General features: G+C 36.0%; 25 protein-coding genes. 19 read left to right on the top strand and 6 right to left on the bottom strand.

Annotated elements, in window-relative coordinates; translation table 11 throughout:
• Window positions 1–149 precede the first annotated feature (149 nt).
• The 5 genes from ACKWCD_RS17620 to ACKWCD_RS17640 are packed head-to-tail and all read left to right on the top strand — an operon-like array spanning window position 150 to window position 6,820.
• A complete protein-coding gene (locus ACKWCD_RS17620; RefSeq protein WP_413985280.1) occupies window positions 150–1,703 on the top strand; it encodes a hypothetical protein in 1,554 nt (517 codons plus the stop codon).
• Window positions 1,700–2,788: a phosphoribosyltransferase-like protein gene (locus ACKWCD_RS17625; protein ID WP_413985281.1), complete on the top strand. Its 1,089-nt coding sequence runs from the start codon at window positions 1,700–1,702 to the stop codon at window positions 2,786–2,788. The genes ACKWCD_RS17620 and ACKWCD_RS17625 overlap by 4 nt, the downstream gene beginning before the upstream one ends.
• Window positions 2,788–4,671, top strand: a complete 1,884-nt coding sequence (locus tag ACKWCD_RS17630; RefSeq protein ID WP_413985282.1) for an ORC-CDC6 family AAA ATPase — start codon at window positions 2,788–2,790, stop codon at window positions 4,669–4,671. Before ACKWCD_RS17625 ends, ACKWCD_RS17630 begins: the two co-directional genes overlap by 1 nt.
• Window positions 4,656–5,792: a hypothetical protein gene (locus ACKWCD_RS17635; protein ID WP_413985283.1), complete on the top strand. Its 1,137-nt coding sequence runs from the start codon at window positions 4,656–4,658 to the stop codon at window positions 5,790–5,792. Before ACKWCD_RS17630 ends, ACKWCD_RS17635 begins: the two co-directional genes overlap by 16 nt.
• 8 nt (window positions 5,793–5,800) lie before the next feature.
• On the top strand, window positions 5,801–6,820 hold the full coding sequence (locus tag ACKWCD_RS17640; protein ID WP_413985284.1) for a PfkB family carbohydrate kinase: 1,020 nt from the start codon (window positions 5,801–5,803) through the stop codon (window positions 6,818–6,820).
• Window positions 6,821–6,927: 107 nt separating this feature from the next.
• On the opposite strand, the gene ACKWCD_RS17645 is transcribed toward ACKWCD_RS17640, so the two are convergent.
• The 6 genes from ACKWCD_RS17645 to ACKWCD_RS17670 all read right to left on the bottom strand — a co-directional run bounded on the left by ACKWCD_RS17645 (window position 6,928) and on the right by ACKWCD_RS17670 (window position 11,321).
• Window positions 6,928–7,587, bottom strand: coding sequence for a P-loop NTPase family protein (locus tag ACKWCD_RS17645; protein ID WP_413985285.1), 660 nt, complete (start codon window positions 7,585–7,587; stop codon window positions 6,928–6,930).
• Window positions 7,588–8,259 carry a hypothetical protein gene (locus ACKWCD_RS17650; protein WP_413985286.1) on the bottom strand — a complete coding sequence of 224 codons (672 nt, stop codon included), beginning with the start codon at window positions 8,257–8,259 and terminating at the stop codon, window positions 7,588–7,590.
• A gap of 9 nt (window positions 8,260–8,268) precedes the next feature.
• Window positions 8,269–8,547 carry a helix-turn-helix domain-containing protein gene (locus tag ACKWCD_RS17655; RefSeq protein ID WP_413985287.1) on the bottom strand — a complete coding sequence of 93 codons (279 nt, stop codon included), beginning with the start codon at window positions 8,545–8,547 and terminating at the stop codon, window positions 8,269–8,271.
• 263 nt (window positions 8,548–8,810) lie between these two features.
• Window positions 8,811–9,659 carry an RteC domain-containing protein gene (locus tag ACKWCD_RS17660; RefSeq protein WP_413985288.1) on the bottom strand — a complete coding sequence of 283 codons (849 nt, stop codon included), beginning with the start codon at window positions 9,657–9,659 and terminating at the stop codon, window positions 8,811–8,813.
• Between the two features lie 252 nt (window positions 9,660–9,911).
• Window positions 9,912–10,820 carry a LuxR C-terminal-related transcriptional regulator gene (locus tag ACKWCD_RS17665; protein ID WP_413985289.1) on the bottom strand — a complete coding sequence of 303 codons (909 nt, stop codon included), beginning with the start codon at window positions 10,818–10,820 and terminating at the stop codon, window positions 9,912–9,914.
• Window positions 10,821–10,829: 9 nt separating this feature from the next.
• Complete coding sequence (locus tag ACKWCD_RS17670) at window positions 10,830–11,321, bottom strand: asparaginase domain-containing protein (RefSeq protein ID WP_413985290.1); 492 nt, start codon at window positions 11,319–11,321, stop codon at window positions 10,830–10,832.
• A gap of 93 nt (window positions 11,322–11,414) precedes the next feature.
• Here ACKWCD_RS17670 and ACKWCD_RS17675 point away from each other — a divergent pair, with 93 nt between their 5' ends.
• The 14 genes from ACKWCD_RS17675 to pckA are packed head-to-tail and all read left to right on the top strand — an operon-like array spanning window position 11,415 to window position 24,490.
• Entirely contained in the window at window positions 11,415–12,488 is a 1,074-nt protein-coding gene (locus ACKWCD_RS17675; RefSeq protein WP_413985291.1) for a 2Fe-2S iron-sulfur cluster-binding protein, read from the top strand.
• Window positions 12,489–12,501: 13 nt separating this feature from the next.
• A complete protein-coding gene (paaA, locus tag ACKWCD_RS17680; protein ID WP_413985292.1) occupies window positions 12,502–13,458 on the top strand; it encodes a 1,2-phenylacetyl-CoA epoxidase subunit PaaA in 957 nt (318 codons plus the stop codon).
• Between the two features lies 1 nt (window position 13,459).
• Window positions 13,460–13,744, top strand: a complete 285-nt coding sequence (paaB, locus tag ACKWCD_RS17685) for a 1,2-phenylacetyl-CoA epoxidase subunit PaaB (RefSeq protein ID WP_413985293.1) — start codon at window positions 13,460–13,462, stop codon at window positions 13,742–13,744.
• Complete coding sequence (paaC, locus tag ACKWCD_RS17690; RefSeq protein ID WP_413985294.1) at window positions 13,744–14,496, top strand: 1,2-phenylacetyl-CoA epoxidase subunit PaaC; 753 nt, start codon at window positions 13,744–13,746, stop codon at window positions 14,494–14,496. Before paaB ends, paaC begins: the two co-directional genes overlap by 1 nt.
• Window positions 14,497–14,501: 5 nt before the next feature.
• A complete protein-coding gene (gene paaD, locus ACKWCD_RS17695) occupies window positions 14,502–14,990 on the top strand; it encodes a 1,2-phenylacetyl-CoA epoxidase subunit PaaD (protein WP_413985295.1) in 489 nt (162 codons plus the stop codon).
• A gap of 2 nt (window positions 14,991–14,992) precedes the next feature.
• A complete protein-coding gene (locus tag ACKWCD_RS17700; RefSeq protein ID WP_413985296.1) occupies window positions 14,993–15,772 on the top strand; it encodes an enoyl-CoA hydratase-related protein in 780 nt (259 codons plus the stop codon).
• A 1-nt stretch (window position 15,773) separates the two neighbouring features.
• Window positions 15,774–16,961 (top strand): 3-hydroxyacyl-CoA dehydrogenase NAD-binding domain-containing protein, encoded by a 1,188-nt coding sequence (locus ACKWCD_RS17705; RefSeq protein ID WP_413985335.1) that lies wholly within the window; start codon window positions 15,774–15,776, stop codon window positions 16,959–16,961.
• Window positions 16,939–17,346, top strand: coding sequence for a PaaI family thioesterase (locus ACKWCD_RS17710; RefSeq protein ID WP_413985297.1), 408 nt, complete (start codon window positions 16,939–16,941; stop codon window positions 17,344–17,346). The genes ACKWCD_RS17705 and ACKWCD_RS17710 overlap by 23 nt, the downstream gene beginning before the upstream one ends.
• Before the next feature lies 1 nt (window position 17,347).
• The gene (locus ACKWCD_RS17715) at window positions 17,348–18,556 is read left to right on the top strand and encodes a 3-oxoadipyl-CoA thiolase (protein ID WP_413985298.1); all 1,209 of its coding nucleotides are present in this window, start codon (window positions 17,348–17,350) and stop codon (window positions 18,554–18,556) included.
• A gap of 16 nt (window positions 18,557–18,572) precedes the next feature.
• The gene (gene paaZ, locus ACKWCD_RS17720; protein WP_413985299.1) at window positions 18,573–21,071 is read left to right on the top strand and encodes a phenylacetic acid degradation bifunctional protein PaaZ; all 2,499 of its coding nucleotides are present in this window, start codon (window positions 18,573–18,575) and stop codon (window positions 21,069–21,071) included.
• 11 nt (window positions 21,072–21,082) lie between these two features.
• Window positions 21,083–21,838, top strand: a complete 756-nt coding sequence (locus ACKWCD_RS17725; RefSeq protein WP_413985300.1) for an enoyl-CoA hydratase/isomerase family protein — start codon at window positions 21,083–21,085, stop codon at window positions 21,836–21,838.
• Window positions 21,839–21,869: 31 nt separating this feature from the next.
• Window positions 21,870–22,247, top strand: a complete 378-nt coding sequence (locus ACKWCD_RS17730) for an acyl-CoA thioesterase (RefSeq protein ID WP_413985301.1) — start codon at window positions 21,870–21,872, stop codon at window positions 22,245–22,247.
• Entirely contained in the window at window positions 22,247–22,843 is a 597-nt protein-coding gene (locus ACKWCD_RS17735; RefSeq protein WP_413985302.1) for an acyltransferase, read from the top strand. Before ACKWCD_RS17730 ends, ACKWCD_RS17735 begins: the two co-directional genes overlap by 1 nt.
• A 30-nt stretch (window positions 22,844–22,873) precedes the next feature.
• Window positions 22,874–24,490 (top strand): phosphoenolpyruvate carboxykinase (ATP), encoded by a 1,617-nt coding sequence (gene pckA / locus ACKWCD_RS17740; protein ID WP_413985303.1) that lies wholly within the window; start codon window positions 22,874–22,876, stop codon window positions 24,488–24,490.
• Window positions 24,491–24,531: the final 41 nt, after the last annotated feature.

A 24,531-nucleotide genomic window follows, 5' to 3' on the forward strand; every position in this document is an offset into this window, starting at 1 on the left:
CGGTTACTCCGTTAGAGATAATATATTCTAGAAAAAACATAAGTAACTCAAATATATTTTTGGTCAGCTCCAGTGGGAAAAACAAAGATATTCTTTTTGCCTTTAAAAATATTATAAAGGAGAACCCTAAAGGTATTCATATGATTTGTATGAAAAGGAACTCTCCTCTTAAAAAACTTTCAGATTTATATACCAAGGCTAGAATTTATGAATATGAGATTCCTACTGGTAAAGATGGGTTTCTAGCAACTAATTCTTTACTGGCATATTTCGGGATATTTACGATGCTTTTCGGGAAATTAACGGGAGTAGATTCTCTAAAGAAAAATGCACGTGATTTTTTAAAGGAGGTAAAGTCATTTTCGAAAAAAATTGATTCAACTTACACTTTATTTGTTCTATACAGTGGTTCAAGTAAATGTGTGGCAATGGATATTGAATCAAAATGTATTGAAGCTTCACTCTGCGATTTAACAACTGCCGATTACAGGAATTTTGGACACGGTAGACACAATTGGTTTGACAAAAGACCTGAAAATTCAGCTATTATATTGCTTACTAATAATGTTGATAGAGCACTTTCTAAAAAAACTATCGAGGTTTTGCCAAACGACATTCCATACCTAACTATTGATAGCGATAAGCAAATTCCTTTATCGAGTGTTGACCAACTATTGCAATCATTTCACTTAATAGAAGCGCTAGGTAAAAATGCGAATATCGACCCTGGAAGGCCAGGAGTACCTGAATTTGGCAGAAAGTTATATAATCTCAATTACTATTCTATATTCAAAGAAAAGCCCTTAGTTAGCAACAGAGCTTATTATTCTATCCATAGAAAAATAGGTGCTTCAAATACTGAAAACCACAAACTATTAAAAAATTGGAATGAAAATTATGAAGCATTCATCAAAAGAATAAATAATGAAAGATTTACTGCATTAATATTCGATTTTGATGGTACATTGTGTAGCAGCTCAAAAAGGTATGATGGGGTTGATGATACTATAAAAAAAGAACTTCTTACTATTCTTCAAAAGGGCTTTATTATAGGAGTATCAACCGGTAGGGGGAAATCTGCAAGAGAAAATTTACAGTCCTTTATTCCTGAAAAGTTTTATAACAATGTTTTCATTTCGTATTACAATGGATTTGAAACGGGCACTTTAGGACAGAATGAACTTCCAGATTTAAAGAGAAAATCGAATGATTCAATTGTTGATTCTCACAAAATTTTGAAATCAAAGCTAAAAAATTATGACGTGACGCTCGAATTACGGCCAGGGCAATTGACAGTTGAGATAGATGATATGGATAATCCGGTTAAACTCAAATCATATATTAGAGGAACAATATTAAAACACTCTGAACTTAAAGTTCAAATTTTAGAGTCTGACCATTCAATCGATATTATTCCAAAGGATGTTTCGAAACTTTCGATAGTTGATTTCTGCAAAAACAGGGAAAAGGAACTTGGCTTAGAAGGAAATTATTTATGTGTTGGAGATAAAGGTATTTGGCCAGGCAATGATTATAAGTTACTAAGTACTGAGTTCTCTTTAAGTGTAGACGAAGTATCATTGGATGAGGAAAGTTGTTGGAATTTGGCAAGTGTTGGATTAAGTAATGTTGAAGCAACGAATGAATATCTTGGAAAAATTAGTTTTTACGATAATCATATGAAATTTAGAATTACCAAATGAGGCAGAGATTAGCAGAAAAACTATTGCTTAAAATTATGCAATGGGATGTTGATGAGGTTCAAGTAGAAAGACCAATGCTTCAGGCAATATCTAATTTTAAATATGATGAGTACAGACAATTTTCTCCTGGTATGCTTTTTTTAGGAAGTTTAACTAGTTGGCTAAGACAGTTTGAGACACTAGAAGAGAGAAGAATTGCATATAGCTTTGTCAAGTCGCAGCTTGTATTTATTTCTGAAAATCAAGTGCAACAACTCGTCTCATTAGCTTTTTCTGATGCTGTGCAACCTTTTTTACTTACGAAGACCGGAAACGAACTTGAAATTGACCCTTATAAAATTAACGAGATTTATCATAGTGCTACATATAAAAATAATAAAAGAAAGACGCTTTTTATAGGCCTAAGTGATGGCTCTAGAATTGATTTTTTTAGGAGGATCAGCGGACTTAATAATGAACAAGTTTTTTCAACCTATTATATTTCTGAAGAAAAGTCTGCTGACCTCCAGAAAGAATTGAAAAAAGACGGCCATGAGAAATTTAACTCCATTTTTTTAATAGACGATTTCACAGCAAGTGGTAAGAGCTATTTTAGACAAGAAGACAGAAAATACAAAGGCAAGATTTTTAAGTTTATTGATTTCTTATTACATCCTGAAGATTATAAGGATATTTCATTACAAGAATTAATTGACCTTGATTCTTTGGAAATCAATGTTCTTTTCTATATCGCAACTGAGGATGCTAAGGATTATTTGGAGATGTCAATTGCAAAATGGAAAAAAGAAACGGGGAGCAGCATAATTATTAATATTAAGGTTATACAAATAATTCCAAATTCAATCAAGATTAGCAAAGCACAAAACAAGGAGTTCTTTGATTTAATGATAAAATATTTTGATGAGAGTATTATAGATGTACATTATGAAAAAGGCAAACACGATGAACCATATTTAGGTTTCAATGAATGTTCACTGCCATTGGTGTTGAACCATAATACCCCAAATAATTCTTTGCCGATATTATGGTTTCCTGATGATAAGAAATATAGAGGATTATTTCCAAGAATAACCAGACATTTTTAATGAGCAATAAATTAAGAAATCCATTTAAAATGCGTGCATCTGAGAAAATTGAATCAGATGTTAATTTTCTGCGTTTATTTAGCCCAGAGGTTTTAAATGTGCTTATCCAGCAAGAAAAATTACAGGGTCTTTGGGGTAACGTACTATTCATACGAAGTTCGGCAGGAGCCGGAAAAACATCTTTATTAAGAATTTTTGAACCAGGTTTACTTTCATTAGTACATAACCATAAAGGCAACACTGATTATAAAGAGACATACTCTAAACTGAAAACGCTAGGTGTAATCGATAACAAAAAGGTTTTGGCACTCGGAGTGCTTATTAAATGTACGAGAAATTATGAATTGCTGGAAGAAATAGATATTAGTGCACATCATAAGAAAAGGTTGTTTTATGCTCTATTAAATTCAAGACTAGTTTTGGCCACTTTAAAGAGGGTTACAGAACTAAAGAGCTTGAATTTCCCAGATGACTTAGACCAAATTAAATTCGACTATAAAGATGGTCATAACTACTTTAAAAAAGTTAAACTGCCTTGTACCGGAAAGGAACTGTTTGATTGGGCATCAAATTTGGAGATTGAAATTTATGAAGTCTTGGATAGTTTTTTGGCCGTTGACTATGATTCTATAGAGGGACATGATGAGTTATTCTCAATATATGCTCTGAACCCACGTAATATAAAGTTCAAGGAGGAAGAGGTTGCCGAGAAGATAATTTTTATGATTGATGATGCACATAAACTGTCTGTTAATCAAAGAAAATCTTTATTTGAATATGTAACGGAGCAGAGACAGTACTGCAGCGTGTGGATTTCTGAAAGACTTGTAAAAATTCAGGACTTCAGTTCTTTTCTTAACAGAGATTATAACGAAATAAACCTCGAGAGCTTTTGGAGTAACAATACCGCTAAATTTAAGAAGGCTTTATTACAAATTTCACTCAGTAGGGCAAGTTATTCAACTGAAGGCATTACATCGTTTAGGGAGTACTTGAGTGATTTTATAGAAGCTAGCTCTTACAAAAGTAAATTGCAGACTGCTATAGGAAAATCTCTATCAGAGCTTTCTCAAATTTCATCATTTAACTCAAAATTTGACGAATGGGTTGACTATTTGGCAAATGAGACTGCGCTGGAGATTACTCCAGAAAGAGCATACTTAATCAGAAAGGCCATATTGTTGATCCATAGGGATGAGAATAAAAACCAACTTGATTTTAATTTTGCTCTCTCAAAAGAGCAACTTTTAGATGGGAATGCTGAATTGGTTAGTGTTGGAAAGTTGTTTTTAAATAGATATGACAAAATACCCTACTATTATGGGTTTTCAAATCTCTCAAAAATTGCAAGTAATAATATTGAACAATTCCTATCATTTGCTTCTGAAATATTTGAGGGGATATTATCAAATTCAATTGCTGGAAAGAACCCTTCTTTATCTGCAGAGCGTCAAGAGAGAATTACCAAGAGAGTAGTAGCACAAAAATGGGATGAATTAGATATTCTTTTGCCTAATTCCATAGAGGTCAAGAGATTCATCAATAATTTAGGTACCTTTTTACAGTCGAAAACATTTTCGGATACTGCTTCATATGCTCCGGGCATAACTGGATTTGCCATTCATCAAAAATCAACATTGCAACTTATTAAAGATATAGATTGGGAAGAAAGTGATTTTTATGACCCTTTAAGAGAAGTTATAAAAACTTGTTTAGCATTCAATCTATTTGAAATTCAAAAAGTTATACAGGGAAAAAAAGGACAGGAATGGGATGTTTATTATTTGAATAGATGGCTCTGCGTGATGTACAATTTACCTCTTCAACTTGGAGGGTGGAATAAAATAAAACCCAATGAATTATTGAAATGGACGAAAAAATAGCTGAAATATCAAATCTACGTTGGGATCCGTATGTCTTTTTCAAAAACGAAGAATGCAATATTTTTTTTAAGAAACATTTTGCGGAAAACGGAATTAACAAGAAAATACTTTTTGTTTTAGGCCTAGGTTTTGACCCTAGAATGAATTTTGGGATTATGGAACTTTCCAAGGATATTGCTCCAATAGAAATAGAAATAGTTCTATTAAAGTTTAAACAAGAAAAAAATAAGCATTCTAAAAAATATAAGAACCTTACTGATGCTAATCTGGTCGAACTAAAATCAATTAAAAATGTTGTTTTAAAAGAAATACAACTGAATGATGTTGGAAAAAAGAGAGAGATCGAAGCCGCTAATTTTTTTACAAAACAACTTATTTCAGATTTCACAGATGTTTTTTTGGATATCAGCTCCTTACCAAGAAGTATATACTTTTCGACGGCAGGAAAAATTTTAAGCTTAATTGATATTGTCCAGGTCGACAGTGTTATAAATTTCTTTATTACTACTACCGAGAATGCTGAGATTGATTCGATGATAAAGGAAGTTGGCATCAACAATGATTTAGAGTACCAACACGGTTTTGGAGGTCAAATAGAGGTTGTTTCTAAAAGTATTCCCAAGATTTGGTTTCCGCTTACGGGAGAAGGAAAAACAAATCAATTTAGAAGTGCTAATCAATTTATTGAACCTGCTGAAATATGCCCCATGTTACCTTTCCCTTCAAAAGACCTGAGACGTTCTGATAATATTTATATAGAGAATCACGACTTATTTTTTAATGAATTACAAATTGAATCTCAAAACATAATGTATGTGCCAGAACAAAACCCATTTGAAGCGTATAAGAAAATAATAAAGGCAGCTGATAATTACAATAAAACACTTATTGAATTGGGAGGATGTAAGGCTGTAATATCTAGCTTTTCAAGTAAGCTCTTATCAATAGGTGCATTATTGGCGGCTTATGAATATAAGAACAAGAAGAAGAAGCTCAGCATTGGTATTCTAAACGTGAATTCTATGGATTATAAAATAGAGGACGAAAAAGCATTAAAAAAGTCGGTGAAAAAGAGTGAACTTTTCGTAAATTGGCTAACAGGAACACCATATCAAAACTAAATTTTTAAATGAATAAAAATATCTGTGTTGGCACTGGTTTAGTGGCACTTGACATAATTTTAAATGATAACAAAAAAGCTGAACCTCTTATAACGGCGGGAGGTTCATGTGGTAATGTGCTAACAATTTTATCTTTTTTAGGTTGGGAGAGTTATCCTATTGCTAGACTGGATGGTAGTGAAGCAACACAACTTATCTTGGAAGATTTGACTAAAAATAACGTCAAAACTTCATTGATTTCTGAAAAGGAAGATGGAAGTGCTCCAATAATTATTCATCGTATTCTTACAGATAAATATGGTAATCCCAAACATAGATTTGAGTTTAGAAGCCCTAAGACAGGGAAGTGGTTCCCTAACTTTAAACCTGTGCTGAATAAAAGTGTAAATGATTTAGAACCAAGATTACCAAAAGCTAATTTTTTTTATTTCGACAGGTTAAATAGGTCTGCTATTGAATTGGCTAAAATAAATAAAGAAAATGGAGCTACCATTTTCTTTGAACCATCATCCATTAGTAACGAAAAAATGTTTGCTGAAGCTTTGGAAATAACAGACATTATCAAAATCTCAAATGAAAGAATTTCAGATTATAAAGAAATATTTGAGAAAACAAGTGTTACCCTGGAAATCATAACTCAAGGATCCGAAGGTTTAGATTATAGATATAAAAATAGTAAATGGCTTCACTCTGACTCAATTAGCATTGATGGACTAATAGACTCAGCTGGCGCAGGGGATTGGTGTTCAGCAGGAATAATTGAAAAATTATCAGAAATTAAAAAAGATGTAGAGGAACTTAATAATGATGAAATATTAAGTTGTTTAAACTATGGCCAAAAACTGGGTGCAATTAATTGTCTATATATTGGGGCAAGGGGGTTGATGGCCTATATAGATAAAGAAGAGTTGAATAAGTTGGTAGAAATACTTGGCAATAAATCAGAAATAAATATTGATTATACTAAAAGTACTATAGTTAAAGAGAAATTGAACGCTAACCAAGAATTTTTGAAAGAACTTGTTTAGACTATCTCGGATTCAGTTAACCATTATTACATTCTGTATTTGATAGTCTTTTTTAAAACGGATTGAACCTATATAGAAAGGAACCGCATATAAATTTAATGGAATTACTACCTTTTATCCTCACAATCCTTATCAAAAGCAATCAAATTAAACATCTGCCGCATCCGACTACGTACCCTTTCTCCATAACGCTCTTCAAGTTCAACAGCATTAAGATTAGTAGTAGCATGGGTGGGTATTTTCCGTTGTAAATATAGCTCATGCCGCGACAGAATGATTTCACCAAGCACATTACAGTCCTTTCCAAAATGTCGTCCCATAGGTTCAACACCTAAATCATCAAAGCAGTAGAATTGACCATCGCCATAGTCTTCAATGATTTTGTAACCAATATGGTTAAATGCAAAGGCAACGTTTCGTGCAGGTATAATTTCATAAGGTCTTCTATGTGGCACAATATGCCGGAGTAGTTTCATCAAACTGGTTTTGCCGCAACCTACCGGTCCGGAAAGTAAAATACCTTTGTCGGGGTCGATTCCTTCCTTTTTGCAATTCTCAAAATCTCGTATGAAATAATTACTAAGTTTGAAAAGGATTGGTTTATCCTCTTCATAGATTTTGAAGTCTTTTCCAAAGAGCAGTTTGCCTTTAGCATCTAAATATCTTAAGATTTTCGGGAAGTCATAGCTGATTTTACGACCGTCAAAACTTCCCAAAGAATATTCAAGACTGCCTTCGACAATGATATGTGGTCTTCGTTGTGCCACTTAGAGGGGTTCACTATAGTTTTTTTCCTTTTTGGTCTTGAGAAAATCTTCATCGATAGGAATATTTTGTTGCTCACTATTTGATTGGCCATTAGCGGTTTTAATTTCTTGCGCTTTCAGCATCCAGTTTTCAGCTGTCGAATACCAATCGGTGATTTTAATTTTACCACCAAGTTTCCATCCGATAGAGTTGTAGTGGTTGTAGAATTTTTTAGCTTCTAGCGATGGCCATTTTTTATTTTCAAAAAAGAGCAAAACTTCATTTTCACTTTTGGGTAGCTTAGTTTTAGAATTGTTTTCTATTAGTTTAATACTGTTTGTAATAGGTATCAATGCTTGTTCATAGCTTGCTTTGGACTTATTCTCTGCTTGCTCAGAACTTGTTTCAAAAATGAACATCTTAATTTTGCTTCCCTTGTAAGGGTTGTAGGAGGGTAAGTAACACAAGTACTTCCAATCATTCAGATTTTTTAAGCACTTATGATATGTTGCCGTCCCTCCAATTTTTGATAAGCACATGATTTCTTCTCGATTAATATGAAACATCTCCGGGAAACGGTTCATGTTCCAAAATTGGAACAAGGCCATATAGAGGCTAATGTGCGTTGTGTTTAAACGGGAGTCCTTTGCAAATTGCTGATAGACTGCGTTCATATGTTTGATGTAATTCATACATCACAGCTAGAATTGATTATGAACCCGGTTATTTTCCATGACGGTTTGAATTTCCTGGGCATCATAAAAGATAATACCACCAACTTTGGAGTAGGGGAGGGTACCATTGATACGTAGGTTTTGTAATGTTCCTGGGCTGATTTGGAGCATCTCCATGACCTCTGAAGATTTTAGATATTTTTTTAGACCTCCATTTTTCTGCTTTAAAAGCAGTTTCCGCATTTCATCGAGTAAATCCATTTTGAATTCCCGTAGGTCATCTGTAGTGATAATACTTGTTGGCATAATAAAGTGATTTTAAAAGAAAGGGACTATCGCACCGCTGTCAACCTATTTGATAGCCCCTAACCCGATTTGACTTTCGTTCTACAAATTTGAAGTGTATTGCCAACAATCTAGCAGAGTCTCGGCCGAGTTCGGTTGAATTTTAACGTTTCCAAAATTTGAGGCGATTTATATTGCTTTGATATATGTTTCTCTCATATGAGAGTGTCATTATCCAATTAAAAAGTCGAATTTCTTGAAAACAGAGTCGAAACCGAGTTCGGTTAAGAATAATTACCCAATCCATCTTCTTTAATCATCTTATCGAGGAGTTTTTGACTTGCTTCTTCGAAGAATTTGACACGAGAATGTTTGCGATTTTTAAGTTCATTATAAGTCCTAGAAGAATTTCCCTTTGGAACATTAAGAAAATCCCCCAACTCTTCAATTATGGTTTGGATTTCTATATTGCCATTATTAAAATATGACATGGCATCGCACCCATAAACCATTTCAACAAATGCAGCATAACTACCCGTCCATTTTACAGAGGAAAGTCGTTTTGTAAGCTCATTTGACATTTCTATTCCTTCTATTTCCCGCTTCTTTTCTTTTAGGTAGTTCGTAAGCATAGCCATTGCCCTAATTCTTGCTAGAATTCCGTCATGTGAAGTATTAAAGGTGGGGTCTTTGTAATACGGATAGCTTTCTATAATAGGCGCTCGGTGCAGATATTTTCTTGTGAAATAATGTTTGTCCAAGTGTTCATGCGCTTCATCCACATAGATTAAAAATTCAGTATGTTTTTCAAAGAAAGAATTGACCTTATCTACCTGTTTTTCTAAAAATTGGAACTGATTTGTTTTCCCAATTTTTGGGAACCTTAGTTCACAGGATCTTACCTCAGTATAATAGATAAGATATTGCATTGGGATAATCTTGATGCTTTTAAAGAATTGGATTTCCGTATCCTTATTTTCAAAGCCTTGGCTTTGCACCACTTTTTTCATTTTATTGATTGTTCGAGCGCAAAGAATATTGCCAGTATTCGCTTCTTCCAGAAATGTGGAAGTGTTCTGCTGTAATTCTTTTAACTCTTTATAGAATTTGGATAGTAATCCATCATATAACATATCCTCATGTTTTTGAGATTGGGAACTCGAATATGCTGGTTAGACATAAATTTATTTTCTCACTTAAGTAATTTTAGATGACATAGTTTGTAGTAAATAAGTTGTTAAATGGTTGGAGTAAATATAATTTCATAGGGTTTGATATCCAATGAAAACTACCGTATTCGTATACGGAATAACCCGTATTTATATTATACGGCTATCCGTAGTAGTATGATTCTTAATCGAATTATGATTACTAATAAGAGCGAATTATTTTTCTTGTAATTTGAATCTAGTTGTAAATTCAATCCGATTCTTGGTACTTGTTTTTTTGAAGATATTTGAAGCGTGTTTGGAGACTGTACTTTCTGCGATAAAGAAATCCTCTCCAATTTCTTTATATGACTTGCTGTCCAAGATTGACATAGCTATCTCAAGCTCTCTTCGCGTAAGGTTTTTTTTCAAAAATTTGGAATCAAATTTATTAACCTTATAAAATTTAAAAACACCGGCAATTTCCTTTTTATGTTCGAGAAAAAATAAAAACCGATCAACCTCAATAATCGTTATTGCGAAAAAAGAAATATTCACGACGGTAAAGGTTAACCATTGGTAGTCGCCTATAACAGTTAAAACTGGGAGAAGCGCAATACATGCAACACTCAATAGTGAAAGCTTATTTCGGCGTAGAGCAGATTGGTTATTTTTTTCAGAAGTTGAAATCTTTTTATAGAATGAGTAGAGGAAATACAGTGATATTAATGAAACGGGTATCGTAAATGATAGTCTGGCTATATCAATTGAGTTTGTTAAATAGTAAGGAAAAAGATAAAGTCCAAAGAAACAGAGAGTGCCATATATTGAAATGTTTGAAATTGTGAGGTGTGAGTTCAAAAATTCGATATCATACTCTTTATAAATATAATAGAAAAGGTAAATTCCCATGATTAAAGCTACTCCATAGGTTATGACGTATTGAAGGATAAACGGTCCAGGGAAGTTTTTAATTGGAAGAAATCCCCCTGTTAAATTGTAAAAAATAAATAGTAGACCAAGTATCAGATATCTATTTAGATTATTTTGCCTGTTATTTTTTGAATGAAAAAACGCAAACACTACAATGAAAGTATCTATCAAAAGATAAAAGAAAGTTGTCCAATGTATCGAAGTTCCAAACATCGTATCAGTTTAGTTATCATTTTCTTCAAACCTATTTTCATCAACGTTTTTTACAACATTGTTCCAAGAGAATATTCTTCCGTTCATGGCTATAAACACACCTCTACCTAAAATTTTTAAAGCACATATGGCATATCCTAAATTGAAAGGTGCATCGGTGTTTCTCTCATTTCCTAATAGGAAAGAGCCGACGAGAACTATTGTTTTTTCAAGATTTAGATTGCCTAAGTATTTGGCTGTTTCTATCATTGTTATGGTTCCGTGGGTAATCAAAATTTTATCCAGATTACAGGATTCAATTTTTTGTAAAAGCAATTTTCTATCCTCTTTGGTTATAAAACGGCTGTCTTTATTGAAAGCATCATGTATAAAATATTTAAAAGAAACATTAGCAGCTTTCAGAAAATCCTTGATTCGAACATTTGCATATAGAGGTTTGTCCTGCTCATTAGAATATTCCAGCCCTTCAATTGTTCCACCTGTCGTAATAACTTGAATCATGCCATTATTGTTTTGATATTAATTACCCTTGTTTTTTGTATCCATTTGCTAAACTAACGAATATTCATTAGTTTTGTTAAATAAAGAGAAAAAATGAGTGTATTTCACCCTTTAAGGATCAGAGATATTCAAAAGACAACAAAGGATTGTTCGGTTATTCAATTTGACGTGCCAAGTGAATTGAATGATATGTTTTCCTATAAACAAGGGCAATACCTAACCTTAAGAACTACGATTAATGGAGAGGATGTTAGACGCTCATACTCGCTTTGTTCAAGTCCGTTAGATGATGATTTGAAAGTAGCGGTTAAACAAATCACTGGAGGTGTTTTTTCCACTTTTGTAAACAACGAATTGACCATAGGTGAAACTTTGGAAGTCATGCCGCCATCGGGAGAATTCTATGTTGATATAGATCCGTTGGCTTCAAAAAATTACATCGCTTTTGCCGCTGGTAGCGGTATTACACCCATATTATCTATTATAAAAACGCATTTAATATCAGAGCCTTGTAGTACGTTTAAACTGTTTTATGTGAATCGAACTGCTAAGTCAGTTATTCTTAAGGAAGAAATTGAAAAGATAAAAAATCAATTTATCAACAGATTTCAGGTCTTTTATTTTTTAACCAAAGAACAGCGAGATATTCCTTTTTTAAATGGTCGTTTCTCTAGTGAAAAACTTCAATTACTAATACAGTCTTTCATTGATATCATGAACACTGACGACTGTTTTATTTGCGGCCCCAAAGAAATGATATTCTTGATTCGTGATGAAATGCAAACCGCAGGTTTGGCAAAAGAAAAAATACATTATGAACTGTTCTTTTCGGGTAAGACAATAGAAAACGATAAGCGTATTGCAGAAGTGTTGGAACAAAAGGTAGAGGGTACTGAGGTTACGATAATCGATGGCAGTAAAGAATTCCATTTTGTGATGGATGAAGATTATGATAATATCCTAGATGGTGCATTAGCTGCGGGAGCAGATTTGCCATTTGCCTGTAAGGGGGGTGTGTGTAGCACCTGTAAATGTCGTGTACTAGAGGGTTCTGTAGAAATGAAAATAAACTATGCTTTGGATGATAATGAAGTAGCTCAAAAACTGGTTTTAAGTTGTCAAGCTGTTCCAATTTCCGAAAAAGTTATAGTTGATTTTGATGTTTAATAAAAATTTAGCTATGAGTAAAGAAAAAATCAAAAGTTTAGAAGCGCAATTCGATGCTAGAATAGCTCGTGATGAAAAAATAGAGGCAAAAGATTGGATGCCTGAAAAATATCGAATGACACATATCCGACAAATGTCGCAACATGCACATTCAGAGATTGTGGGAATGCTGCCCGAGGGAAATTGGATTACTCGCGCACCTTCTTTGCGAAGAAAAGTGGCCTTGTTGGCCAAGGTTCAGGATGAGGCTGGTCATGGGCTATATCTCTATAGTGCTTGTGAAACATTGGGTATTTCTAGAACCGAATTGTATGACCAATTGCATTCTGGAAAAGCAAAGTACTCCAGTATTTTTAATTACCCTACACTTACTTGGGCAGATATGGGAGCTATTGGTTGGTTGGTAGATGGTGCTGCCATAATCAATCAAGTACCCTTATGCAATACCTCTTATGGCCCTTATGCCAGGGCAATGATTCGGGTATGTAAAGAAGAAAGTTTTCATCAACGTCAAGGGTACGAAATCATGATAAAATTGGCCAACGGCACGACTGAGCAGAAAGAAATGGCACAAGATGCATTAAATCGTTGGTGGTGGCCATCTCTTATGATGTTAGGCCCTACCGATGATAAATCTGTTCATACGGAACAATCCATGAAATGGAAATTGAAGCGTAAGACTAACGATGAATTACGTCAACAATTTATAGACCAAACTGTACCTCAGGCTGACCTAATAGGATTGACCATTCCTGATAAAGACTTAAAGTGGAACGAAGAACGGAAAAGCTATGATTTTGGAGAAATTAATTGGGACGAGTTTTGGCAGGTAGTCAAAGGGCATGGGCCTTGTAACAAAGAACGCTTGAATGCCCGAGTAAGTGCATGGGAAAATGGTGAATGGGTTAGAGATGCGGCAATGGCGCATGCCGAGAAAAAGGAAAAACGAAAACTTGATAAAGCTGTATAATATGGATAAGAACTGGCCTCTTTGGGAAATCTTTATTAGAAGTAAAAACGGACTGGAGCATCGTCATGTGGGAAGCCTACATGCGTCCGATGCCGAAATGGCTTTGGAGAACGCTCGCGATGTGTATACCAGACGTAGCGAAGGCATTAGTATTTGGGTGGTGGAGTCTAAGAATATTACAGCCTCCAATCCCGAGCATAACGGAGAGCTTTTTGAACCAGCACAGGATAAAGTTTACCGGCACCCAACTTTTTATGAGCTACCCGATGAAGTAAAACACATGTAATGAAAGAAAATCTATATAAATATATTCTCGGAATAGCCGACAATTGCCTTGTTTTAGGACAACGTTTGGGCGAACTCTGTGGCCATGGGCCTAGTTTGGAAACCGACATTGCCTGTACAAATATTTCTTTGGATTTATTAGGGCAGGTGCGTAGTTACTATCAATATGCGGCAAAGGTAGAGGGCAATAATAGAACAGAGGATGATATCGCAATGTTACGTAAAGAACGTGAGTATGTAAATGTGCTTTTGGTGGAACAACCAAATACGGATTTCGCCTATACTATTTGCCGACAGTTTTTATTTGATGTATACCACTTGCTGTTTTTAACCGAATTACAGAAAAGTAAGGATGTCACCTTATCCGCAATCGCTAAAAAGTCGATTAAAGAAGTTAGTTATCATGAACGTTTTTCTTCCGATTGGGTAAAACGCTTGGGAGACGGTACACAAGAAAGTAAAGAGAAAACTCAAGAGGCCATAGATTATTTATGGACCTACACAGATGAGCTTTTTCATCAAACCCTTGCCGATAAAGGAATGATTGCCAAGGGTATTGGTGTTGATACATCGAAACTAAAAAAAGCATATTACCAAGGCGTTTCCGACATATTGGATAGCGCAACACTAAGTACTCCAGAATCTAAATGGTTTCAAAAAGGGGGTAAAGAAGGAATACACACCGAACACATGGGCTATCTGTTAAGCGATTTGCAATACATGCAGCGCACCTATCCAAACTCGGAATGGTAATAGTTATGCAACAAATAGACCAGCAACTAATTCCGATTTTAGAAAAAGTTTCGGACCCTGAGATTCCTGTGCTCTCCATTATGGAAATGGGTGTGGTCAGGTCCGCTTTCGTCCATAATAACGAAGTTCTGGTAAAAATCACACCAACCTATAGTGGTTGTCCTGCTATGGATGTTATTGGGGATGATATTAAAAGTGCGCTTCAAAACGCAGGATTTAATGCTACGGTAGAGTTGGTGTTATCACCTGCTTGGACTACAGATTGGATTACCAAAAAAGGACGTCAGGCTTTAGAAGAATATGGTATTGCCCCACCCTTAGAAGCCAATGCGGATAAAGAAGCACTTTTAGAAAATAAGAGAATTGTAAAATGTACCAATTGTGGTTCTACCGAAACGCAGTTGGTAAGTCAGTTTGGTTCTACGGCATGTAAGGCACTCTTTAAATGTGAAAGTTGCCAAGAGCCTTTCGATTACTTTAAATGTTTAAAATAATTATGAGTACTGTACAAAAAGATATCGAAAATGGAGTTGCCTTTTTAAGGTTGAATAGACCCGATGTTTTCAATAGTTTCAATAGGGAAATGGCACTGCAATTTCAAAAGGAACTCAACTTTTGTGAACAAAGCGAACTAGTGCGGGCTATTGTGGTTATGGGAAACGGAAAAGCATTTTGTGCAGGTCAAGATTTAAAAGAGGTAACGAACAAAGACTTAGATCTGAGTTTTAGAACATTATTAGAAGAGCATTACGCACCTATCATCAAAATTATCAGAGGTCTTAAAAAACCTGTAATAGCCGCTGTAGATGGTGTTGCTGCGGGTGCGGGTGCAAATATAGCATTAGCCTGTGATGTGGTTCTTGCAAGTGAACGCACAAGTTTCATACAGGTTTTTAGCGGCATTGGTTTGGTGCCAGATAGTGGAGGTACTTTTTTTCTACCAAGACTTATCGGTTTTCAAAAAGCATCGGCATTAGCTATGTTGGGAGATAAGATAAAGGCAGATGAAGCAGAACGTATCGGTATGATTTATAAAGTTTTTCCGGTAGATGCATTTGAAGAAGAAATTAGAAATATAGCCGTGAAAATGGCATCAATGCCCACTTTAGCCCTTGTATTGATAAAGCAAGCACTAAATGCTTCAATGACAAATTCGCTGGAAGAACAATTGAAACTAGAAACAGAATTACAGCTTCAAGCATCGGAAAGCAATGATTATGAGGAAGGAGTTACGGCATTCCTCCAAAAACGCAAACCTAATTTTAAAGGTAACTGATATGGAGGTAGGCGTAATAGGTTCAGGAACTATGGGAAGCGGTATAGCCCAAGTTGCAGCAACTGCAGGTTGTAATGTAATGCTATTTGATACCAATGTTACTGCTTTGAAAAAAGCAAAGGAATCCCTAGAGAAAATATTGAATAGATTAATTGAGAAGGGGCGAATCAATGCATCTGAAAAAGAACAGATTCAATCTAATATTTCCTACTCGGACCAGCTGAGAGATTTAGCTTGTTGTGAATTGATTATTGAAGCGATTGTTGAAGACTTGACAATCAAAAAAAACGTTTTTTCAGAATTAGAAACGTACGTTTCCGATGAATGCATCATAGCCTCAAATACTTCCAGTTTGTCCATTGCTTCTATCGCAGCATCTTTGGGCAAACCAAGCCGCTGTATTGGTATTCATTTTTTCAATCCTGCCCCTTTAATGAAGCTTGTAGAGGTAATTCCGTGCATACAAACCTCTGAAGAGATTTTAAAGGAAGTAGTGACAATTCTATCTGGATGGGGAAAGACCGTTGCCGTGGCAAAGGACACGCCTGGTTTCATTGTAAACCGTGTTGCAAGACCTTTTTATGGAGAAGCATTACGAATCTTGGAGGAGGGTATTGCAGATATTTCTACGATTGATTGGAGTTTGAAAACTTTTGGAGGTTTTCGAATGGGTCCCTTTGAGCTTATGGATTTTATTGGAAACGACGTAAATTATGTAGTTACGGAAACCGTATTTACAGCCTTTTATTATGACCCAAGATACAAACCTTCATTTACGCAGAAGCGTTATTCTGAGGCAGGTTATTTGGGGCGTAAATCTGGTAAAGGATACTATGACTATTCCGTTGGAGCAACACGACCAAAACCAATAGAGAATAATCAGTTGGCACAAAAAATATGTGATAGGGTATTGGTCATGCTCATAAATGAAGCGGCAGATGCACTGTTCTGGAATATTGCTTCAGCAGAAGACATTGATAATGCCATGACAAAGGGGGTTAATTATCCCAAAGGGTTGTTGAGATGGGCTGAGGAAAAAGGTATTGAATGGTGCGTGAAGACTATGGATGATTTATATGAACAATATCGAGAGGATAGATATCGCTGTAGCCCCTTGTTGCGTAAAATGATATCTGAGACTAATAACGAACCTAAATCGTTTTTTGATGAAAGGAGAGCAAATACCTAAAATAATGCTTCAAAATGATGCCTTTAGCAAATGGTTAGGCATCGAGATTTTAGAATGCGAAATAGGTCGCTGTAAAGCTGGTATGACTATTCGCAAAGAAATGCTTAACGGCATGGGCAAGGCTCATGGAGGGATTACATTCTCCTTAGCCGATAGTGTTTTTGGGTTTACTTCAAATACGCATGGCAAGTTCGCCGTATCCATTGAAGCTTCCATTAACCATATAGAAGCTTTGGAGGAAGGCGATTATATAACCGCCGAATGTTCAATTGAAAAAGTAAAAAATAAATTGGGTTTTAACGTAATTGAAGTTAAAAAAGGAGATGATTTAGTGGCTCTTTTCAAAGGCTTCGTTTACCGCACTCAAAAAAATTGGGAAGAATAGTATGAAAGAAGCGTATATAATAGATGGAATAAGAACTCCTATTGGAAGTTATAAAGGAACATTGTCAACGGTTAGAACAGACGATTTAGGAGCTTTAGTAATTAAAGAAGTGGTATCTCGCAACCCGAATATTCCGAAAGAGGCTTATGATGATGTTATCATGGGCTGTGCTAACCAGGCCGGAGAAGATAACCGGAATGTAGCACGTATGTGCTCTTTATTGGCTGGATTACCTTTTACCGTGCCAGGCGAAACCGTAAATCGTTTATGTAGTTCAGGATTGTCTGCAATTATTCATGCCAATCGCGCTATAAAAGCAGGTGATGGAGATGTATTTATTGCTGGTGGTGTGGAGAATATGACACGGGGTCCATATGTTATTGCCAAACCATCAACAGGTTTCGGAGGTGATTCAAAAATGTATGACTCCACATTTGGATGGCGTTTCGTTAATTCTAAAATGGACGAACTCTATGGAACTGACGGTATGGGAAATACCGCCGAAAATCTTGTTGAAAAGTATAATATATCAAGAGAAGACCAAGATAAATTTGCTCATTGGAGCCAAAAGAAAGCGACTAAGGCACAAGAAAGCGGAAGATTGGCAAAAGAAATGGTTACTGTTGAAATTCCGCAACGAAAAAAAGACCCTATTCAATTTGCTAAAGATGAATTTATAAAACCTACGACTACTACCGAAATTTTAGCAAAACTAAGACCGGCTTTCAAGCAAGAAAGTGGTAGTGTTACCGCAGGGAATTCATCCGGATTGAATGATGGTGCAGCAGCAACAATTATAGCCTCTAAAAAAGCTGTAAAACAATACAACCTTAAACCATTGGCTAGAATTGTAAGTTCAGCCGTGGTAGGTGTCGAACCAAGAATTATGGGTATAGGTCCGGTTCAAGCCTCAAACAAAGCGCTCGAAAAAGCAGGCTTGACTATGGATGATATGGATATCATTGAGTTGAATGAAGCCTTTGCCGCTCAGGCATTAGCATGTATAAGAGCATGGGGATTAGCTGATGATGACAAAAGATTAAACCCTAATGGGGGAGCTATTTCTATTGGGCATCCATTAGGGGTTACTGGAACAAGAATAGCCTATTCAGCGGCATTAGAACTGCACGAGCAAGACAAGAGATATGCCCTGATTACGATGTGTGTAGGGGTAGGGCAAGGCTATGCAGCCATTATTGAACGTGTATAATTAAAAGGACAAGAGAATGAAAAAAGCACAAAATTTTGTACTAGGAGATTGGGTTGAAGGAAAAGGGGCGGGAATACCCATGTACGATGCGATAACCGGTGATGTGGTCGCGCTTTCGGATACGGAAGGATTGAATTTTGAAGAAATATTGAATTTTGGTAGAACCATGGGTGGCCAAGTACTTCGTAAGATGACCTTTCAAGAACGTGGTAATATGCTAAAAAAATTAGCATTGCACCTTACCAAAAAGAAAGAACCATTTTATGAATTGAGCTATAGAACAGGAGCTACAAGAATCGATAGTTGGATTGATATTGACGGTGGTTTCGGTAACTTATTTGCCAATGCATCTTTACGAAAGTTATTTCCTAATCAGTCATACCATGTGGAAGGCGACCCTATAGACTTGTCTAGAGGTGGTCGTTTTATGGGACATCATATCATGGTACCTAAGCATGGCGTTGCCATACATATTAATGCCTTCAATTTTCCAATATGGGGCATGTTAGAAAAGTGTGCTTGTAATTGGATGGCAGGCGTTCCAGCGGTCGTAAAACCAGCTACCAATACTTCATTTTTGACCGAAGCAGTAGTAAAAGAAATTATAGCTTCCGGAATACTCCCTCAGGGAGCGTTACAATTAATTACAGGCTCAGCTAGAAGCATATTGGAAACTGTTGATTCTCAAGACGTAGTAACATTTACAGGTTCAGCAAGCACTGGTAAGATTTTGAAATCAAATCCGAGAATCATAAACGAATCAGTTCCTTTTACAATGGAGGCAGATTCATTGAACTCATGTATTCTAGGAGAAGACGCCACTCCTGGTACGCCAGAATTTTCTCTTTTCATCAAAGAAGTTAGAAAAGAAATGACAGTGAAATGCGGCCAAAAGTGTACGGCTATTCGCAGAGTTATTGTCCCTGAAAAATTAATAGAAGATGTGCAAATAGCACTTGGAAAAGAGTTAGCTAAAATAACGATTGGTGACCCTCGACTTAAAGAGGTTCGAATGGGGGCTTTGGTTAGTAAAGACCAAGTAATAGAAGTAAAAGACCGTGTTTCTGAATTAGCAAAAACTGCTGAAATTGTATATGGGGATTTTGATAAAATCGATGTCCTTGGCGGCAATGCCAAGGATGGAGCTTTTTTAAGTCCAATAGTTTTAAGGGAAGACAAGCCGTTCGAAAATTTGAGTGTACATGATACTGAAGCTTTTGGTCCTGTAAGTACTATAATGCCTTATAAAAGTTTGGAAGAGGCCATTGTTTTGGCACAAATGGGTAAAGGTTCTTTAGTTTCTTCTATCGTCACAAATGATGATACAATTGCCAAAGAATATACAATTAATGCAGCAGCTTACCACGGTAGAATTCTAATTTTAAATAGAGATAGCGCCAAAGAAAGTACTGGTCATGGTTCGCCATTGCCTACCTTGGTTCATGGTGGTCCTGGTCGTGCTGGTGGTGGTGAGGAAATGGGGGGTATGCGAGGTATTAAACATTATATGCAACGCACTGCAATTCAGGGTTCGCCTACCACATTAACTGAGGTTACAGCAATATACCAACCCAATGCCAAATACAAGGAAGTCCCTAAACATCCATTTAAATACCATTGGGAAGATATTCAGCCTGGAATGTCTTTAAAAACCCATAAGCGAACATTTACAGATACGGATATCATCAATTTCGCCAACGTTACTTGGGACCATTTTTATGCCCATACCGATATCACTTCTTTAGACGGGAGTATCTTCGAAAAGAGAACTGCACATGGCTATTTTATCATTTCGGCCGCTGCGGGATTATTTGTTTATCCTAATAAAGGCCCAGTTTCAGCAAATTATGGATTGGAAGAATGTAGATTTCTTCGGCCACTGTATCACAACGATACCGTCTACGTAAGGCTAACTTGCAAGCAAAAAGTAGATAGGGATGTTGCCGGGGCGGAACACCCAAGCGGCATTGTAAAATGGTTCGTAGAAGTATTTGATGCTGAAGACGAATTAGTGGCCATAGCCACTATTTTAACCATGGTGCAGAAAAGGCAAGAGACTTTTGTTGAAATTACGGAGGGTAAGATTAAAGAATGTTTATCTAAACTGACTGAAAAGAGCAATGCTAATTGGGGGACACTTACCCCCCAACTGATGGTAGAACATTTAGAATTTAGCTATAATTTATACGCAGGTAATACCGAAGATTTTGAAATTGGCACGTCGGATAAAATATTAGAAAAAGTTCATGCTACTTTATACAACTACGACAAAATGCCTCATAATTATGAGTTTCCGTTAGCTGAAAAAAGTAAAATCTCGAAAACTATCCATTCTAGCCTAGATGAAGCTAAAGAGTATATGTTAAAGGCAAGAGAAACCTATTTGTCATTCGTGGAAGAAAACCCCACTGTATTAATAAAGACACCTGTTTTTGGTGAACTAAATAGATATGAGTTGTATCTACTCGAAAGAAAACATTTAAATCATCATTTTGAGCAATTCGGATTGCTTTAGAAAAACCAGCCATGAAAAACAAACCTTACGTAAACATAGAGATTGCTAATAATATGGGCATGATAACTTTTTATCATCCCGCCCATAATTCTTTACCTGGTAACTTGCTTAATGAATTAGCTGAACTTATTATCGAAGCTGGCCAGAATGATGCTGTTAAAGTGATTGTTTTAAAAAGCGCAGGCAATCGCGTTTTTTGTGCAGGAGCGAATTTTCAAGAACTACTAGCAATCAATACCATAGATGAAGGCCGGCAGTTTTTTTCTGGTTTTGCCAAAGTCATCAATGCTTGTAGAAAGTGTCCGAAATTTATAATCGCTCGTGTTCAGGGAAAAGCTGTTGGTGGAGGCGTAGGATTGGCCGCTGCAGTAGATTATTGTATGGCTACCCAATATGCATCCATTAAACTGAGCGAGTTAAATATAGGTATAGGGCCCTTTGTTGTTGGACCTGCCGTAGAAAGAAAAGTTGGTTTGTCTGGCATGTCGCAACTGGCAATTAATGCTGATACTTTTCAATCTGCTCAATGGGCAAAGGAAAAAGGTTTGTATACAGATATTTTTGATACAACAGAAGAGTTGGACGATGCGATTGTTGAATTAAGTCTGAAACTGGCAAAATACAACCCAAAAGCAATGCAACTTCTAAAAAGTACTTTTTGGAAAGGTACTGAACATTGGGATGAATTATTAAATGAAAGAGCCAATACTAGCGGGTCACTTATATTAATGGACTATTCCAAAAAAGTACTAATTAACAGCAAATAGTTATAAAGGCTACTCTTAAAGATGCTCTAGAATGAATTTTTATACTCGAAAATGGATTAAACCAGAAGACCTTAATCCGAACAATACACTATTTGGAGGTAGGTTGTTACAGTGGATAGATGAAGAAGCCGCTCTATTTTCAATTATTCAACTAGATAATGATAGAGTAGTTACCAAATTCATGACAGAGATTAATTTTAAAGCTTCTGCCCATGCTGGTGATATTATTGAAATAGGGTTGTGTATCCTCAAACTAGGGAAAACATCTATTACGTTAAAATGCGAAGTCAGAAACATTCAAAGCAAAGAAATCATAATTACCATTGATAATATTGTGATGGTGAATCTTGATAAGTATGGTAACAGTCTTTCTCATGGTAAAACAGAAACCACAGCAAAACTCAGATAATGATATACTCTTTTAAAAGTTACATACCAGTAGTTGATGAAACTTCCTTTGTTCATCCGTTGGCGGCGGTGACGGGAAACGTGATTATAGGAAAAGATTGCTACATAGGTCCTGGAGCGGCTATAAGAGGAGATTGGGGTCAGATTATTTTGGAGAACGGAGTTAATGTACAAGAGAATTGCACGATACACATGTTTCCAGGCAAATCAATTGTACTTAAAGAGAGCGCTCATATTGGTCATGGGGCAATCATACATGGTGCTAATATTGGTAGAAATGTATTGGTTGGTATGAATAGTGTAATTATGGACGATGCTGAAATTGGTGACGAAAGTATTATTGGTGCTATGACATTTGTAAAGGCGGAATCTAAAATTCCTGAAAGAAGCTTAGTAGCTGGGAATCCCGGTAAAATAATCAAAAAAGTGTCCGATGAAATGATTGCCTGGAAAACAAAAGGCACTCAGTTATATCAACAATTACCAGCTCATTGTCACGAAACGCTTAAGGAAGTGGAACCACTTAGAGAAGTGCCCGAAAATTTACGAACACAAGAAGAGTCGTATAAAACTTTGAGAGATACGTTCAAGAAATAATAACATACTTCCAAAAACAAAATTCATTTAATGATTGAGTCCAAAAACGGTAAGCCATCCATTTCTTTAAGCGAATACGGCATTAAGCATGAAAAGATTAACTATCAGTTATCTCCTTCAGAATTGCACGATATAACATTATCCAGGGGTTTGGGAAAAGAAGCTGCATCGGGTGCTTTAGTTATTAATACAGGAGAATTCACGGGTCGGTCTCCCAATGACCGCTTTATTGTAAAAGATAAAATCACCGAAAAACACATCTGGTGGGGAGATATAAACATTCCTTTTGAATCGTCTAAATTCAATAAGCTTTACGACAAAGTGATATCGTATTTAAATGAAAAAGAACTTTACGTTCGTGATTGTTATGCTTGCGCTGACGCAAATTACCGAACTGATATTCGTGTAATTAACGAATATCCTTGGAGCAATATGTTTGCCTATAATATGTTCATTCGCCCAACCGATGAAGAATTGAAAAATTTCAAACCGGATTGGACAGTCATCAACGCGCCTAGTTTCATGGCGGATGCAGCTGTAGATGGAACACGACAACACAATTTTGCTATCTTAGACTTTACAAGAAAGATTGCTTTAATAGGGGGTACAGGATATACCGGAGAGATTAAAAAAGGAATATTTTCAGCTCTTAATTTTATATTACCCATTCAGAAAAACACCTTACCCATGCATTGCTCAGCCAATGTTGGTAAGAATGGAGAATCAGCTATTTTCTTTGGATTATCAGGCACAGGAAAAACGACATTGTCAACGGATGCTTCGCGAAAACTAATTGGCGATGATGAACATGGTTGGAATAATGAAAACTGTGTTTTTAATTTCGAAGGGGGATGCTATGCAAAAGTTATAAACTTAACCCAAGAAAATGAACCTGAAATTTATAAGGCTATCAAAAAAGGAGCAATTCTAGAGAACGTAGTCTTAGATGAAAACGGACATGTTGATTATACAAATACCTCCATAACGCAGAATACGAGAGTAAGTTATCCAATATATCACATCGATAATATACAAGCTCCATCAATTGGAAGTAATCCAAAAAATATTTTTTTCTTAACAGCAGACGCTTTTGGTGTACTTCCACCTATATCCAAATTGACTCCGAGCCAAGCTGCGTATCATTTTATATCTGGCTATACAGCGAAAATTGCAGGTACAGAGGATGGAATCGTCGAACCCTTACCTTCCTTTTCAGCCTGCTTTGGAGCACCTTTTATGCCTTTGCACCCTGTTACCTATGCAGAAATGTTAAGTAGAAAAATGAAGGATTCTAATGTTAATGTTTGGCTGGTAAATACGGGATGGACTGGCGGTTCTTACGGAGTAGGATCGCGTATGAAACTTAAATATACACGAGCAATGATTAATGCTGTATTAAATGGGGATTTGGGTTTGTATAATTATGATGATTACCATATTCACTCGGTCTTTGGAGTAGCCCAACCGAGAAAATGCCGGGGAGTACCCACGCCGGTATTAAGCCCACGCGCTACATGGAAGAATGACGAAGATTATTATAAAACCGCCTTTGAACTCTCTAATGCTTTTCGTGAAAATTTTAAGAAATTCGAATCATATGCAAGCGAGGAAATTCGTAGGGGAGGACCTCAGAGATTTTGTATGTAAGCTCGTAGCTTACTGTTTCAGGGCATGAATAAGTATAAGTT

This window comes from Maribacter taeanensis, assembly GCF_047345145.1.
GTDB lineage: Bacteria > Bacteroidota > Bacteroidia > Flavobacteriales > Flavobacteriaceae > Maribacter_C.

What these genes read in the sequence shown, in the direction of transcription:
- ACKWCD_RS17730 (WP_413985301.1), top strand. Translation starts at nt 21,870, where the DNA reads ATGAATTTTTATACTCGAAAATGGATTAAACCAGAAGACCTTAATCCG.
- ACKWCD_RS17735 (WP_413985302.1), top strand. Translation starts at nt 22,247, where the DNA reads ATGATATACTCTTTTAAAAGTTACATACCAGTAGTTGATGAAACTTCC.
- ACKWCD_RS17655 (WP_413985287.1), bottom strand. Translation starts at nt 8,547, where the DNA reads ATGCCAACAAGTATTATCACTACAGATGACCTACGGGAATTCAAAATG.
- ACKWCD_RS17675 (WP_413985291.1), top strand. Translation starts at nt 11,415, where the DNA reads ATGAGTGTATTTCACCCTTTAAGGATCAGAGATATTCAAAAGACAACA.
- ACKWCD_RS17715 (WP_413985298.1), top strand. Translation starts at nt 17,348, where the DNA reads ATGAAAGAAGCGTATATAATAGATGGAATAAGAACTCCTATTGGAAGT.
- ACKWCD_RS17725 (WP_413985300.1), top strand. Translation starts at nt 21,083, where the DNA reads ATGAAAAACAAACCTTACGTAAACATAGAGATTGCTAATAATATGGGC.
- ACKWCD_RS17625 (WP_413985281.1), top strand. Translation starts at nt 1,700, where the DNA reads ATGAGGCAGAGATTAGCAGAAAAACTATTGCTTAAAATTATGCAATGG.
- ACKWCD_RS17660 (WP_413985288.1), bottom strand. Translation starts at nt 9,659, where the DNA reads ATGTTATATGATGGATTACTATCCAAATTCTATAAAGAGTTAAAAGAA.
- ACKWCD_RS17630 (WP_413985282.1), top strand. Translation starts at nt 2,788, where the DNA reads ATGAGCAATAAATTAAGAAATCCATTTAAAATGCGTGCATCTGAGAAA.
- pckA (WP_413985303.1), top strand. Translation starts at nt 22,874, where the DNA reads ATGATTGAGTCCAAAAACGGTAAGCCATCCATTTCTTTAAGCGAATAC.
- paaZ (WP_413985299.1), top strand. Translation starts at nt 18,573, where the DNA reads ATGAAAAAAGCACAAAATTTTGTACTAGGAGATTGGGTTGAAGGAAAA.
- ACKWCD_RS17710 (WP_413985297.1), top strand. Translation starts at nt 16,939, where the DNA reads ATGAAAGGAGAGCAAATACCTAAAATAATGCTTCAAAATGATGCCTTT.
- paaC (WP_413985294.1), top strand. Translation starts at nt 13,744, where the DNA reads ATGAAAGAAAATCTATATAAATATATTCTCGGAATAGCCGACAATTGC.
- ACKWCD_RS17650 (WP_413985286.1), bottom strand. Translation starts at nt 8,259, where the DNA reads ATGAATTACATCAAACATATGAACGCAGTCTATCAGCAATTTGCAAAG.
- ACKWCD_RS17705 (WP_413985335.1), top strand. Translation starts at nt 15,774, where the DNA reads ATGGAGGTAGGCGTAATAGGTTCAGGAACTATGGGAAGCGGTATAGCC.
- paaA (WP_413985292.1), top strand. Translation starts at nt 12,502, where the DNA reads ATGAGTAAAGAAAAAATCAAAAGTTTAGAAGCGCAATTCGATGCTAGA.
- ACKWCD_RS17635 (WP_413985283.1), top strand. Translation starts at nt 4,656, where the DNA reads ATGGACGAAAAAATAGCTGAAATATCAAATCTACGTTGGGATCCGTAT.
- ACKWCD_RS17665 (WP_413985289.1), bottom strand. Translation starts at nt 10,820, where the DNA reads ATGTTTGGAACTTCGATACATTGGACAACTTTCTTTTATCTTTTGATA.
- paaD (WP_413985295.1), top strand. Translation starts at nt 14,502, where the DNA reads ATGCAACAAATAGACCAGCAACTAATTCCGATTTTAGAAAAAGTTTCG.
- paaB (WP_413985293.1), top strand. Translation starts at nt 13,460, where the DNA reads ATGGATAAGAACTGGCCTCTTTGGGAAATCTTTATTAGAAGTAAAAAC.
- ACKWCD_RS17640 (WP_413985284.1), top strand. Translation starts at nt 5,801, where the DNA reads ATGAATAAAAATATCTGTGTTGGCACTGGTTTAGTGGCACTTGACATA.
- ACKWCD_RS17620 (WP_413985280.1), top strand. Translation starts at nt 150, where the DNA reads ATGAAAAGGAACTCTCCTCTTAAAAAACTTTCAGATTTATATACCAAG.
- ACKWCD_RS17700 (WP_413985296.1), top strand. Translation starts at nt 14,993, where the DNA reads ATGAGTACTGTACAAAAAGATATCGAAAATGGAGTTGCCTTTTTAAGG.
- ACKWCD_RS17670 (WP_413985290.1), bottom strand. Translation starts at nt 11,321, where the DNA reads ATGATTCAAGTTATTACGACAGGTGGAACAATTGAAGGGCTGGAATAT.